The sequence below is a fragment of the Actinacidiphila sp. bgisy144 genome, from assembly GCF_057708105.1.
On the sequence record NZ_JBYIRM010000027.1, the window covers coordinates 73,117 to 86,749 of the forward strand.

Annotated in this window: 10 protein-coding genes and 3 tRNA genes; 6 read left to right on the top strand and 7 right to left on the bottom strand. The window is 71.8% G+C overall.

All coding sequences use genetic code 11. The annotated features are described in order from the left end of the window. The first annotated feature begins 14 nt into the window (after nucleotides 1-14). On the top strand, nucleotides 15-1,532 hold the full coding sequence (gene purF / locus AC3EVP_RS27055; RefSeq protein WP_335970239.1) for an amidophosphoribosyltransferase: 1,518 nt from the start codon (nucleotides 15-17) through the stop codon (nucleotides 1,530-1,532). Between the two features lie 48 nt (nucleotides 1,533-1,580). Next, nucleotides 1,581-2,654 (top strand): phosphoribosylformylglycinamidine cyclo-ligase, encoded by a 1,074-nt coding sequence (gene purM / locus AC3EVP_RS27060; protein ID WP_435134120.1) that lies wholly within the window; start codon nucleotides 1,581-1,583, stop codon nucleotides 2,652-2,654. A 108-nt stretch (nucleotides 2,655-2,762) separates the two neighbouring features. Here the strand turns inward: purM and AC3EVP_RS27065 are convergent, their stop codons facing one another. Next, nucleotides 2,763-3,029: a DUF3073 domain-containing protein gene (locus AC3EVP_RS27065; protein ID WP_335970244.1), complete on the bottom strand. Its 267-nt coding sequence runs from the start codon at nucleotides 3,027-3,029 to the stop codon at nucleotides 2,763-2,765. 277 nt (nucleotides 3,030-3,306) lie between these two features. Next, complete coding sequence (locus AC3EVP_RS27070) at nucleotides 3,307-4,449, bottom strand: Leu/Phe/Val dehydrogenase (protein WP_435134123.1); 1,143 nt, start codon at nucleotides 4,447-4,449, stop codon at nucleotides 3,307-3,309. Between the two features lie 178 nt (nucleotides 4,450-4,627). On the opposite strand from AC3EVP_RS27070, the gene AC3EVP_RS27075 reads away from it, so the two are divergent. Both AC3EVP_RS27075 and bldC read left to right on the top strand, forming a co-directional pair. Further along, on the top strand, nucleotides 4,628-5,485 hold the full coding sequence (locus AC3EVP_RS27075; protein ID WP_335970250.1) for a DUF8083 family protein: 858 nt from the start codon (nucleotides 4,628-4,630) through the stop codon (nucleotides 5,483-5,485). 494 nt (nucleotides 5,486-5,979) lie between these two features. Further along, the gene (gene bldC, locus AC3EVP_RS27080) at nucleotides 5,980-6,186 is read left to right on the top strand and encodes a developmental transcriptional regulator BldC (protein ID WP_003949541.1); all 207 of its coding nucleotides are present in this window, start codon (nucleotides 5,980-5,982) and stop codon (nucleotides 6,184-6,186) included. Between the two features lie 619 nt (nucleotides 6,187-6,805). Here bldC and AC3EVP_RS27085 read toward each other — a convergent pair. The 5 genes from AC3EVP_RS27085 to AC3EVP_RS27105 all read right to left on the bottom strand — a co-directional run bounded on the left by AC3EVP_RS27085 (nucleotide 6,806) and on the right by AC3EVP_RS27105 (nucleotide 11,983). Beyond that, nucleotides 6,806-6,880: transfer RNA gene (locus tag AC3EVP_RS27085), tRNA-Asp, on the bottom strand. 58 nt (nucleotides 6,881-6,938) lie between these two features. Continuing rightward, a complete protein-coding gene (hrpA, locus tag AC3EVP_RS27090) occupies nucleotides 6,939-10,904 on the bottom strand; it encodes an ATP-dependent RNA helicase HrpA (protein ID WP_435134128.1) in 3,966 nt (1,321 codons plus the stop codon). A 193-nt stretch (nucleotides 10,905-11,097) separates the two neighbouring features. After that, a tRNA-Phe gene (locus AC3EVP_RS27095) sits at nucleotides 11,098-11,171 on the bottom strand. A 4-nt stretch (nucleotides 11,172-11,175) separates the two neighbouring features. Continuing rightward, a tRNA-Asp gene (locus AC3EVP_RS27100) sits at nucleotides 11,176-11,250 on the bottom strand. Nucleotides 11,251-11,494: 244 nt separating this feature from the next. Beyond that, nucleotides 11,495-11,983 (bottom strand): MarR family winged helix-turn-helix transcriptional regulator, encoded by a 489-nt coding sequence (locus tag AC3EVP_RS27105; RefSeq protein WP_435134130.1) that lies wholly within the window; start codon nucleotides 11,981-11,983, stop codon nucleotides 11,495-11,497. An 87-nt stretch (nucleotides 11,984-12,070) separates the two neighbouring features. On the opposite strand from AC3EVP_RS27105, the gene AC3EVP_RS27110 reads away from it, so the two are divergent. Both AC3EVP_RS27110 and AC3EVP_RS27115 read left to right on the top strand, forming a co-directional pair. After that, nucleotides 12,071-12,658, top strand: coding sequence for an NADPH-dependent FMN reductase (locus AC3EVP_RS27110; protein ID WP_435134133.1), 588 nt, complete (start codon nucleotides 12,071-12,073; stop codon nucleotides 12,656-12,658). Between the two features lie 45 nt (nucleotides 12,659-12,703). Further along, nucleotides 12,704-13,546: a PhzF family phenazine biosynthesis protein gene (locus tag AC3EVP_RS27115; RefSeq protein ID WP_435134136.1), complete on the top strand. Its 843-nt coding sequence runs from the start codon at nucleotides 12,704-12,706 to the stop codon at nucleotides 13,544-13,546. Nucleotides 13,547-13,633: the final 87 nt, after the last annotated feature.

The following is a 13,633-nucleotide window of genomic DNA, read 5'->3' on the forward strand; positions in this document are numbered from 1 at the left end:
CTAGACTCGAGAACGTGCCTCGTGGTGACGGACGACTCAGCCACGACCTGCTCCCCGGTGAGAAGGGCCCCCAGGACGCCTGCGGCGTCTTCGGTGTCTGGGCCCCGGGAGAAGAGGTCGCCAAACTCACCTACTTCGGGCTGTACGCCCTGCAGCACCGCGGACAGGAGTCCGCGGGCATCGCAGTGAGCAACGGCTCCCAGATCCTGGTCTTCAAGGACATGGGCCTGGTCTCCCAGGTCTTCGACGAGACCTCCCTCGGCTCGCTGACCGGCCACATCGCCGTCGGCCACGCCCGCTACTCGACCACCGGCGCGTCCGTGTGGGAGAACGCGCAGCCCACCTTCCGCGCGACCGCGCACGGCTCGATCGCGCTCGGCCACAACGGCAACCTGGTGAACACCGCCGAGCTGGCCGAGATGGTGGCCGCGCTGCCGCAGGGGCCCGGACGGGCCACGAAGGTCGCGGCGACCAACGACACCGACCTGATCACCGCCCTGCTGGCGGGTCAGGTCGGCGAGGACGGCACCCCGCTGTCGGTCGAGGACGCGGCACCACAGGTGCTGCCGAAGATCAAGGGTGCTTTCAGCCTCGTCTACATGGACGAGCACACGCTGTACGCGGCCCGCGACCCGCAGGGCATCCGCCCGCTGGTGCTGGGCCGGCTGGAGCGCGGCTGGGTGGTGGCCTCGGAGAGCGCCGCCCTGGACATCTGCGGCGCCACCTTCGTCCGGGAGATCGAGCCCGGCGAGCTGATCGCGGTCGACGAGCAGGGGCTGCGCTCCTCCCGCTTCGCCGCGGCCCGCCCCAAGGGCTGCGTCTTCGAGTACGTCTACCTCGCCCGCCCCGACACCGACATCGCCGGCCGCAACGTCTACCTGTCCCGGGTCGAGATGGGCCGCCGGCTGGCCGCCGAGGCCCCGGTCGAGGCCGACCTGGTGATACCGACCCCGGAGTCCGGCACGCCGGCCGCGGTCGGCTACGCGGAGGCCAGCGGCATCCCGTACGGCTCCGGCCTGGTGAAGAACTCCTACGTCGGCCGGACCTTCATCCAGCCGTCGCAGACGATCCGGCAGCTCGGCATCCGGCTGAAGCTCAATCCGCTCAAGGAGGTCATCCGCGGCAAGCGGCTGGTCGTGGTGGACGACTCGATCGTCCGCGGCAACACGCAGCGCGCGCTCGTCCGGATGCTCCGCGAGGCCGGCGCCGCCGAGGTGCACGTGCGGATCTCCTCGCCGCCGGTGAAGTGGCCCTGCTTCTTCGGCATCGACTTCGCCACCCGCGCCGAGCTGATCGCCAACGGCATGAGCGTCGAGGAGATCGGGCAGTCGCTGGGCGCGGACTCGCTGGCGTACATCTCGATCGACGCGATGGTCGAGGCGACCACGATCGCCAAGCCCAACCTGTGCCGGGCCTGCTTCGACGGCGAGTACCCGATGGAGCTGCCCGACCCCGAGCTGCTCGGCAAGCAGCTGCTGGAGGTCGAGCTGGCCGGTGGCGCCGACGCCGCCGACGCGCTCCGCCGGCCGTGAGCCCGCGCCGACCCGACCCGTACGACCGACACGAAGGTTCCCCCAGCCATGTCTGAGACAACCGGTGCCAGCTACGCAGCCGCGGGCGTCGACATCGAGGCGGGCGACCGCGCCGTCACCCTGATGAAGGAGTGGGTGCGCAAGGCGTCCCGCCCCGAGGTGGTCGGCGGGCTCGGCGGCTTCGCCGGGCTCTTCGACGCCTCGGCCCTGAAGCGCTACGAGCGCCCGCTGCTCGCGTCGGCGACCGACGGCGTGGGCACCAAGGTGGACATCGCCCGCCGGATGGGGGTCTACGACACGATCGGCCACGACCTGGTCGGCATGGTCGTGGACGACCTGGTGGTGTGCGGCGCCGAGCCGCTGTTCATGACCGACTACATCTGCGTCGGCAAGGTCCACCCGGAGCGGGTCGCGGCGATCGTCAAGGGCATCGCGGAGGGCTGCGTGCTGGCCGGCTGCGCGCTGGTCGGCGGCGAGACCGCCGAGCACCCCGGGCTGCTGGGCCCCGACGACTTCGACGTGGCGGGCGCGGGCACCGGCGTGGTCGAGGCCGACGGGCTGCTGGGCGCGGACCGGGTCCGGCCGGGCGACGCGGTGCTCGCGATCGGCTCCTCCGGACTTCACTCGAACGGGTACAGCCTGGTGCGCCACGTGCTCTTCGACCGGGCCGGCTGGGCGCTGGACCGCGAGGTGCCGGAGTTCGGCCGGACGCTCGGCGAGGAGCTGCTGGAGCCGACCCGGATCTACTCGCTGGACTGCCTGGCGCTGGCCCGCACCACCGAGGTGCACGCCTTCTCGCACATCACCGGCGGCGGTCTGGCCAACAACCTCGCCCGGGTGATCCCGGACCACCTCCAGGCGGTCGTCGAGCGGGCCACCTGGACGCCGGGGCCGGTCTTCGGGCTGGTCGGCGAGCTGGGCGGGGTGCCCCGCGCGGAGCTGGAGAAGACGCTGAACATGGGCGTGGGCATGATGGCGGTGCTGCCGCGCGCGTCGGTGGACGTGGCGCTGGCGGTGCTCGCCGACCGCGACGTGGACGCCTGGGTGGCCGGCGAGATCCGGGCACGCGAAAGCGGCGCGCCGGCCGTGGAGCTGACCGGCGACCATGGTGCCGCCGGCTGACCCGGCCGGGTCGCGCGTGAGGTGCTGACTACCCGCGGTACGCGGGAGCGCCCACGACGAAACCCGGCCCGGGGCGGACCCCGGGCCGGGCCTCAAGCGTTGACGGCGTCAAGCGCGACGGCGTTGAGACGACGGTGACGGCTCGGACTGTTCGTCCTGGTCGTCGTCCTCGTCATCGTCGTTGTAGAGATCCGCGTACTGAGCGTACGGGTCGTCGTCCAACTCGTCATCGTCCTCGACTGGCTCCGGATTAACCGGCCTCGACGGCGATGCGCCCAGCTCGTCGGCCAGACGTGAGAGATCCGTGCCGCCGCTGTTGTACTTCAGCTGGCGGGCGACCTTCGTCTGCTTGGCCTTGGCCCGGCCGCGCCCCATGGCTCGACCCCCTTAACGGCGGGGCTCGACGGCCCCGAGTCTTGACACGCGTTCATGATCCGGACGGCCTCCGCGGAGAGAGACCTGTCCGTAGGGCCTCAACGGTACCTGCTTCCGACGCCGCACGGTACGTCGCCCGCACGACGCGCGTCGGAACAGGGGATATTTGCGGCCCTGTCGTTCCTGGTCAGGCCCGATTTTACCTTCTTCTAGCGCGAACTTGCTATCGGGCCGTGCTGTCGGTCACGCCGACGGCACGGCCCGGGGCCCGCCGGGCTCAGCCCAGGCTCGGCCGCAGCCACTCCGCGGCGGGGGTGCGCTCGGCCATCCGCTGCTCCGCGAGGCGGTCGGCGGCCACCGCGGGCGGCACTCCGTCGGCCCTGGCCCGTTCGAATATGGCCAACGTGGTGTCGTGGATCTTCGCGGCCTTCGCCTTGGCCCGTTCGAAGTCGAAGCCGTGCAGCTCGTCGGCGACCTGGATGACGCCGCCGGCGTTCACCACGTAGTCGGGGGCGTAGAGGATGCCGCGGTCGGCGAGGTCCTTCGCGACGCCGGGGTGGGCGAGCTGGTTGTTGGCCGCGCCGCAGACCACGGTGGCGGTCAGCGCGGCCACGGTCGCGTCGTCGAGCGCGCCGCCCAGCGCGCAGGGGGCGTAGACGTCCAGCGGGGTGCGGACCAGGCGGTCGGCGTCGGCGACGGCGGTCACGCCCGGGTACCGGGCGGTGATCCGGGCGACGGCGTCGGCGCGTACGTCGGTGACCACCACCTGGGCGCCGTCGTCCACGAGGTGGCCCACCAGGTGGTGGCCGACCTTGCCGACGCCCGCGACGCCGACCCGGCGGCCGCGCAGCGTCGGCTCGCCCCACTGGGCCTCGGCGGCCGCGCGCATGCCCTGGAAGACGCCGAACGCGGTGAGCACCGAGGAGTCGCCGGCGCCGCCCTGCTCGGGGGAGCGGCCGGTGGTCCAGCGGTTCTCGCGGGCGACCACGTCCATGTCGGCGACGTAGGTGCCGACGTCGCACGCGGTGACGTAGCGGCCGCCCAGCGAGGCGACGAACCGGCCGTAGGCGAGCAGCAGTTCCTCGGTCTTGAGGGTGCCGGGGTCGCCGATCAGGACGGCCTTGCCGCCGCCGTGGTCGAGGCCGGCCAGGGCGTTCTTGTACGACATGCCGCGGGAGAGGTTGAGGGCGTCGTCCACGGCCTCCTCGTCGGAGGCGTAGGCGTGGAAACGCGTACCGCCCAGGGCCGGGCCCAGGGCGGTGGAGTGCAGTGCGATCACGGCCCGCAGGCCGGTCGGGCGGTCCTGGCACAGGACGACCTGTTCGTGTCCGCCCTGGTCCGATCGGAACAGTTTGGCGATGACGGCGGCGCCGTTGCCGCCGTCGGTCTGACGTACGTCGGTCACGGTGGTGACTCCCATAGTCCGGTGGTGCGTGCGGTCCCATTGGGTTCGGGTCGTCTCGCCCCCCGTAGGGGTGGCGGAGGGTTCGATGGGCACAGCGTAGCCCTGGGCGCAGTGGCCGGGATCACCTCCGGCGGTGGCGGACCCGTGGGACGATCGGAGGCGTCGGCAGGCGGCACGGCGGTGAGGAGCGGGCGTGGGCGATTCGGCGGTTCAGGTCCCGTACACGTCGTATCTGCGGGTGTACGAGCCGCTGGCGGCCTTTCCCGAGCCCGAACGGACCCACTGGCACCGCTACGCGGTCGCGGGCCGGGCCCGTGGCGCCCAGGACGAGCTGCGGCAGTCGCTGGCCGGGCTGGTGCCGGTGCCGCCGATCGCGGTGCCGGTGCACGAGAGCCCGGACGCGTTCGTCGCCGAGGTGGGCGGGATCATCCACGTCTGCCCGTGGCGGACCCGGCTGCGCGGCTGGATGGCGCTGGAGCAGCTGGAGGGCCAGCTGCCGGGGCCGGTGCTGGACGCGATGGTGCCGCCGGTGGTCCGGCGGCAGGCCGCGGCCGACCACGAGGCGTGGCGGGAGCGCCACCCGGACGCGCGGCCCTGGATTCGCTCGGCGACCTGGCACGTGCCGGTGCGCTGGTTCATCCTCGTCGGCGACGACGAGCGGGAGTACGAACCGGTCGGCGCGGCGGACTCCGCGGGCGGCTCGAAGCAGCCGGTGATGCGCTACCGCACCCCGATGGTGCAGGCGCGGCGCCGGGTGGCGCGGGGCCTGCGGGTGCTCAGGGAGGCGCTGGACGAGAGCCCGTTGGTGGACGGGCTGGTCGACGTGGGGCGCTGGCTGGAGGAGTTCCACCCCCGCTCCCTGGTCGAGCTGGACTACGGCGGCCTGGTGCACGTGATCGGCCCGGAGGCGCTGGCGGCCGACCGTTCGGCGGCGGACGCGGCCGAGGGGCTGGCGGCGCTGCGCGAGGGCGACTCGGCGGCGGCCGGTACGGCGTACGAGCGGCTGACCGACCGGTGGCGGGCGGTGCGGGAGTTGCAGTTCGCCAACTGAGGCGCGCGGCGGGGCCGTCGTGGATCTGACGGGCTGTTGTCTCCGGGTGGGCCGGGTGTTGTCTCCGGTCCGGCCGGTGCGGTGCTTCTGCCCCTGGTGATGGTGCTATTGGCCCAAGCGTGACGCAGAGCACGTAAGCGGACTCTTGCCTGCATCACCATCTGTCATGCCAAAATGGGACATCGGGTCCGTCTCGGGCTCGCACCGACGGTGGGGATGGGGCGGATGATCGCGCTGTGACTGATCGTCACGTTGGTGTGACTGTCCGCTATGGCCCGGTCCATCGGCTTCCGTCGAGCTTGAACACCTGAGAGGGCAAATCCATCGGTTTGGCCGACGCGGCTGGACGGATGGTGTAGTTGTAGTGCCGAGGACAAGCCGTTCGTCCTATTACCGACTCGGCCCGCGTTCGCCCATATCGGGCAACGCGGGTCAAGGTGCAGAATTTAAGAGGAAAGAACCGCGTTGGTTCGGTTCTCTCGAGGAGGCCGCTCATGACCGCTCGCACCCCTGATGCCGAGCCGTTGCTTACCCCTGCTGAGGTCGCCACCATGTTCCGCGTCGACCCGAAGACGGTCACGCGCTGGGCCAAGGCTGGCAAGCTCACGTCGATCCGCACGCTCGGCGGGCACCGCCGCTACCGCGAGGCGGAGGTCCGCGCGCTGCTTGCGGGGATCCCGCAGCAGCGCAGCGAGGCCTGACAGCCCTTTTGGGCGGCTTGTGGGGCCCCTACCCCATACGTCGCCGTCCGACGGTCGTCCGCCCCCATCGGGTGGCCGGCGGGGAGGGTGGAACAGCAGGACGTATGACCGTATGACCGTAAGAAGATCGCATCGGGCTCCGCCGGGCTCGGTGCGATCTTCTTTTTTGTGCGCCCGATCACATGGGTGAGCGGGACGTACCATTGCACATATTAAATTGAGCCCCTCGTGAGGGGTCCCGAGCTCCTTATGCTGCGCACAACTTGGCGTGACTACCGTCACATGTGCGGCACTTGAGGGTCTTCCCTGCGATGCGGTAGAGAAACGATCCTGTGCGTCGGGGACTTGACGGAGCGGCTTCTCCCGCGGGCCGTCCCGCCGTCGCCCGAGTGCGGTACGGCGGCTCCCAACTCCCCTGTGGCGGGCGGGACTTGCTTCGGACGGTAACGCGGCCCACCCCGCCCCCGGAACGGCCCGCACACGGCCTCCTGGACCCCGTACGGAGAGTGGCGGCCGTTGCCCGTGCGGACGGGCCACGCGCCTGCGGACGGCCCCTGAACAGCAAGAAGCCCGCCACCGGTCTCCCGGGGGGCGGGCTTCAAAGATGCTTCATCTGCTGCGGTCCTGACGGGATTTGAACCCGCGGCCTCCACCTTGACAGGGTGGCGAGCACTCCAAACTGCTCCACAGGACCTCGTTGCGAGACAGACTGTACAGCAGGTCAGGGGGTGCGGTCGAACTCGGGACCGGGGTCAGGACCAGGCGGCGTCGAGGGCCTTGAAGACGCGCTTGTCCGAGACCGGGAACGCGGTGCCCAGGGCGTGGGCGAAGTAGCTGACCCGCAGCTCCTCGATCATCCAGCGGATGTCGCGGACCGCGGCGGGCACCGGGCGCCCGGCGGGCTGGGAAGCCAGCAGTTCGGCGTACTCCGCCTGGATCTCGCGGACCTTCTCCATGCGGGTGGTGTCGCGCTGGACGCCCGTCGGCATCTGCTGGAGGCGGCGGTCCGCGGCCACCAGGTAGCGCATCAGGTCCGGGAGGCGCTTCAGGCCCGCCGCGGTGACGAACCCGGGGTACACCAGGCCGCTCAGCTGCTCCCTGACGTCCCGCACGTTCGCCAGCAGGACCGGGCTCGCGGTGTCCTTCAGCCGGCTCTCGCAGGAGTGCCAGGCGGCGAGCACCTGCTGGACCTGCCGGACCGCCCGGCCGGTCAGCTCGACCAGGTCGGCACGCACCGCGTCGAAGAGCTTGCGGTAGCTCTCCTCGTCCCAGGCCGGCCCGCCGTGGTCGGCGATCAGCCGGTCCGCGGCCGCGGTGGCGCAGTCCTCGAAGAGGCCCTGCACGCTGCCGTGCGGGTTGCGGGACAGCGCCAGCTTCTGCTGGTTGGAGAGCTGGTCGGCGGCGAACTTCGCCGGGTTGACCGGGACGTTCAGCAGGATCAGCCGGCGGGTGCCGCGCCACATCGCCTCGGTCTGCTCCGGCTCGGTGTCGAACAGCCGCACCGCGACCGTGGCGCCCTCGTCGACCAGCGCGGGGTACGCCTTGACCGGCTGGCCGGCCCGCCGGGTCTCGAAGGTGCGCGGCAGGGCGCCGAGCGTCCAGTCGGTCAGGCCCGTGCGCTGCTCCAGGGTGGCCAGCGCCGGGTCGGAGGCCCGTTCGAACGCCTTGGTGATCGCCGCCCGCGTCTTCGGCCGCAGCCGCTGCTTGAGCGCCTCCAGGTCCTTGTCCTCCGCGGGGCCGGCGACCTTGCGGCGCCGCTCGTCCACCACCCGGAAGGTGATCCGCAGGTGGTCGGGCACCTTCGACAGGTCGAAGTCCTCCGGGTCGACCCGCACCCCCACCATCTTCTGCAACTCGCGGGCCAGCACCGCCGGCAGCGGGTCCGGGCCGGCCGCGACCCTCTCCAGGAACGCCTTCGCGTAGTTCGGCGCGGGGACGTAGTGGCGGCGGATCGGCTTGGGCAGCGAGCGGATCAGCTCGGTGACGACCTGCTCGCGCAGGCCGGGGATCTGCCAGTCGAAGCCGTCGGGCACCACCTGGTTGAGCACCTGGAGCGGGATGTGGACGGTCACGCCGTCCGCGTCGCCGCCCGGCTCGAACTGGTAGGTCACCCGGAACTTCAGCGCGCCCTGCCGCCAGGAGTCGGGGTAGTCGGCCTTGGTGACCGCCTCCGCGTTCTCGTTGATCAGCATGGAGTGCTCGAAGTTGAGCAACTCCGGTTCCTCGCGCCGCTTGTGCTTCCACCAGGAGTCGAAGTGGGCGCCGGACACCACGTGTTCGGGCAGCTTGCCGTCGTAGAAGTCGAAGAGCGTCTCGTCGTCCACGAGGATGTCGCGGCGGCGGGCGCGGTGCTCCAACTCCTCGACTTCGCCGAGGAGTTTGCGGTTGTCGTGGAAGAACTGGTGGTGGGTGCGCCAGTCGCCCTCGACCAGGGCGTTGCGGATGAACAGCTCGCGGGAGGTCTCCGGGTCGATCCGGCCGTAGTTCACCTTGCGCTGGGCGACCAGCGGGACGCCGTAGAGCGTCACCTTCTCGTACGCCATCACCGCGGCCTGGTCCTTCTCCCAGTGCGGCTCGCTGTAGCTGCGCTTGACCAGGTGCTGGGCCAGCGGCTCGACCCACTCCGGCTCGATCTTCGCGTTGACCCGCGCCCACAGCCGGGAGGTCTCCACCAGCTCGGCCGACATGATCCAGCGCGGCGGCTTCTTGAACAGCGCCGAGCCGGGGAAGACCGCGAACTTCGCGCTGCGGGCGCCCAGGTACTCGTTCTTCTCGGTGTCCTTCAGGCCCAGGTGCGACAGCAGCCCGGCCAGCAGCGACACGTGCACGCGCTGCGGGTCGGCCGCGTCCTGGTCGCCGGCCGGTTCCGGGCCGACGGTGATGCCGAGCGACCGGGCGACCTGGCGGAGCTGGCTGTAGATGTCCTGCCACTCGCGGATGCGCAGGTAGTTGAGGAACTCCGCCCGGCAGGTGCGGCGGAAGGCGGAGGAGGACAGCTCCTTCTGCTTCTCCCGCAGATACGCCCACAGGTGCAGGAAGGACAGGAAGTCACTGCTCTCGTCCTTGAACCGGGCGTGCTGCTGGTCGGCCTGGGCCTGCTTGTCGGCGGGGCGCTCGCGGGGGTCCTGGATGGACAGGGCGGCCGCGATCACCATCACCTCGCGTACGCAGCCGTTGCGGTCGGCCTCCAGCACCATGCGGGCCAGCCGCGGGTCGACCGGGAGCTGGGCGAGCTTGCGGCCGGTCTGGGTGAGCCGCTTGCGGGGGTCCTTCTGCTGCGGGTCGAGCGCGCCGAGTTCCTCCAGGAGCTGGACGCCGTCCTTGATGTTGCGGCTGTCCGGCGGGTCGATGAAGGGGAACTTCGCGATGTCGCCGAGCCCGGCCGCGGTCATCTGGAGGATCACCGAGGCGAGGTTGGTGCGCAGGATCTCCGCGTCGGTGAACTCCGGGCGGGCCAGGAAGTCGTCCTCGTCGTACAGCCGGATGCAGATGCCGTCGGAGGTACGGCCGCAGCGGCCCTTGCGCTGGTTGGCGCTGGCCTGGCTGATCGGCTCGATCGGCAGCCGCTGCACCTTGGTGCGGTGGCTGTAGCGGGAGATGCGGGCGGTTCCCGGGTCGATCACGTAGCGGATGCCCGGGACGGTCAGCGAGGTCTCCGCGACATTGGTGGCCAGCACGATCCGCCGGCCGCTGTGCGCCTGGAAGACCCGGTGCTGCTCGGCGGAGGACAGCCGCGCGTACAGCGGCAGCACCTCGGTGCCGCGCAACTGCCGCTTGGTGAGGGCGTCGGCGGTGTCGCGGATCTCCCGCTCGCCGGAGAGGAAGACCAGGATGTCGCCGGGCCCCTCGGCCTGGAGTTCGTCGACCGCGTCGGCGATCGCGGTGATCTGGTCCCGGTCGGCCTCGGTGGAGCCCTCCTCCAGCAGCGGCCGGTAGCGCACCTCGACCGGGTAGGTGCGGCCGCTCACCTCCACGATCGGGGCGTCGCCGAAGTGCCGGGAGAAGCGCTCCGGGTCGATCGTGGCGGAGGTGATGATCACCTTGAGGTCGGGGCGGCGCGGCAGCAGCTGGGCGAGGTAGCCGAGGATGAAGTCGATGTTGAGGCTGCGCTCGTGGGCCTCGTCGATGATGATCGTGTCGTAGGCGCGCAGCTCGCGGTCGGTCTGGATCTCGGCGAGCATGATGCCGTCGGTCATCAGCTTGACCAGGGTGGAGTCGCCCACCTGGTCGGTGAAGCGGACCTTCCAGCCGACCGCCTCGCCCAGCGGGGTGCGCAACTCCTCCGCGACGCGCTCGGCGACGGTCCTGGCCGCGATCCGGCGCGGCTGGGTGTGGCCGATCAGGCCGCGCACGCCCCGGCCCAGCTCCAGGCAGATCTTGGGGATCTGGGTGGTCTTGCCGGAGCCGGTCTCGCCCGCGACGATCACCACCTGGTGGTCGCGGACGGCCGCCAGGATCTCGTCCTTCTTCTGGCTGACCGGCAGCGCCTCGGGGTAGGTGATCCGCGGCACGGCGGCCTGGCGGGCGGCTATCCGGGCCTCCGCCCGGCCGATCTCCGTGTCGAGCTCGGCGAGCACCGCGGCGCGCGCCTCCGGCTTGCGGATGCGGCGGGCGCCGTCGAGCCGCCGGCCGAGGCGCTGCTCGTCGCGCGAGGAGAGCGCGGGCAGCCGCGCGGCGAGTCCGGCGAACTCGGCGGGGGAGGAGGGTTGCGTAGACATACGCGATCCAGCATCGCACCTGCCGGGGAGGACGGGCGAACCCATTTTTCCGCGGGTTCGCGGGGGGTGCGCGGCCGGTGCGGGTGCGGCGCGGGAGCGGGACCGGCGGGTGGCCCGGCGGGCAGCGCGGCCGGGGTGACGCGGATCACGACGAAGGGCCCCTCTCCGAGGAGAAGGGCCCTTCGTCGTGCGGTGGCTGGGGCCGGGGTCGAACCGGCGACCTACCGCTTTTCAGGCGGTCGCTCGTACCAACTGAGCTACCCAGCCGCAGCGGTCCTGACGGGATTTGAACCCGCGGCCTCCACCTTGACAGGGTGGCGAGCACTCCAAACTGCTCCACAGGACCTTGCTTGGTGCGGCACAAGTGTGACACATGATGTGCCCCGCTCTCGCACCGGTTTTTCGCGACGCCCAGACCAGGCCGTCCCGGTCACCGGAAATCCCGGGGGACTTCCTGTTTCCGTTCGGACATTTCGGCGGGCTGATGTCGCTGGATCAGCGTAGCAGAATCGGGGCGGTGCCCCGTACGCACGAGGTCCGGGCGGGTGCCGTGGCCGGATCGGCGGCGGTTGGGGTGCGGTGCGGCGGGTCTAGGACGCGTCGTCGCCGGCGGCCTCGCTGCGACGCGGCTCCAGGCGGTCGACCGCCCGCTCGCTCCACTCCCGGATGGCTGATGCCTGCTCAGGGGGCAGCGGGTCGAGGAAGTGGCGGCGGATGTTGCGACCGTGCACGAGGACGGCGCTCTGGGCGGCGCGGCTCCCCTCGGCGGTCAGCCCGACCCCCGCGCGGCGGCCGTCGGCCCCGTAGCGGGTGCGCTCGACGAAGCCGCGCTTCTCCATGCGCGTCAGCTGGTGCGAGACGCGGCTCTTGTCCCAGTCGAGCGACTCGGCGAGCTCGCCGACGCGCACCTCGCGGCCGGTGGCCTGCCACAGCGTCACCAGCACGCTGAACTCGGCCTTCGAAATGTCGCAGTCGCTTTGCAGGCCGCGCTCCAGCTCCCGGGTGAGCAGGCGCTGCGCGCGCATCCAGACGTTCCAGAACTCCCAGTCCTCGGGTTCCAGCGACCGCGTCTCCGTCATGTCGCCGAGGATACCGCGACCAGCAGAGTTGTCGCTTCAACTCATCTCGGCCTAGAGTTGACGTGACAACTCACTCGGAAGGAAGCCATGCCGCTCCGCATCGCACTCATCCTCGGAAGCACCCGCCCCGGACGCCGCGGCGACCAGATCGCCGCCTGGGCACTTCAGGCCGCCCGGGCCCACGGGGGAGCCGACTACGAACTCGTCGACCTCGCCGACCAGGGCCTCGGCAACCTCGACGAGCCCGGCAACCCGAACTTCCAGCAGTACCAGCACGACCACACCCGCGCCTGGGGCGCACTCGTCGACAGCTTCGACGGCTACGTGTTCGTCGTCCCCGAGTACAACCACTCCTACCCCGGAGCCCTGAAGAACGCCCTGGACCACGTCTACCGGGAGTGGAACGACAAGGCCGCCGGGATCATCAGTTACGGGGGCTGGGTCGCCGGGGCCCGGGCCGCCGAGGCGCTGCGACTCGTGCTCGCCGAACTCCAGGTGGCCACGGTCCGCGCCCAGCCCACCATCTCGACCCATCCCTCGTTCCACACCGGCGCCTTCGTCCCCCAGGAGGGCCTCGACACCGCCGTCGGCGGCATGCTCGACCAGGTGATCGCCTGGTCCGGCGCTCTGCGCGGGGTGCGCCAGGCCAAGGCGTCGGCGTCCGCGGCTGCTTGAGGCCCGACTCCTGGACGGTTGCCGGGGAGGCGCTAGCGTGCGGGCATGGACGTGCTGAGGTATGTGGCCTTCGCCACCGACGCCGCCGGGGGGAACCCCGCGGGGGTGGTGCTCGACGCGGGCGGGGCGGGGGCGGCGGAGATGCTGGCCGTGGCCGCCGAAGTCGGGTACTCCGAGACGGCGTTCGCGGTGCCGCGCCCGGACGGCGGCCTGGACGTCCGCTACTTCAGCCCGCTGGCCGAGGTGCCCTTCTGCGGGCACGCGACCATCGCGACCGCCGTCGCCCACGCGTACGAACACGGCCCGGGCGAGCGGGACTTCCACACCGCGGCCGGTCCGGTCCGGGTGGCGGCCGCGCTCGGGCCCGACGGCGTCATGACCGCCGAGCTGGTGAGCGTGCCGCCCCGCTCCCGGGAGCTGCCCGCGGCGGACCTGGCCGAGCTGCTCGCGGCGCTGCGCTGGTCCGCGGCCGACCTGGACCCGGCGCTGCCGCCCCGGGTCGCCTACGCGGGCGCCTGGCACCCGGTGATCGCCGCGGCGACCCGGGAGCGGCTGGCCGCGCTGGACTACGACATGGCCGCGCTCGGCGACCTCATGCGCCGCCGGGACTGGACCACGGTCGACCTGGTGTGGCGGGAGTCGGCGGCGGTCTTCCACGCCCGCAACCCCTTCCCGCCCGGCGGGGTGGTCGAGGACCCGGCGACCGGCGCCGCGGCGGCCGCGTTCGGCGGCTACCTCGGCGAACTCGGCCTGGTCGACCGGCCGGCCGTGCTCACCGTCCACCAGGGCGAGGACATGGGCCGGCCGAGCGTGCTGACCGTCGGCGTCCCCGCGGACCCGGCCGCCGGCGTCAGCGTGCGCGGCGCGGCCGTGCCGATCCCGCACTGACCCATCCCGCCGGACCCGGTGGCGCACCGGCCCGCGCGCCCTCACCCGTACGCGGGGCGGTACGGGACCGGTCCCGCGCCGGAACGG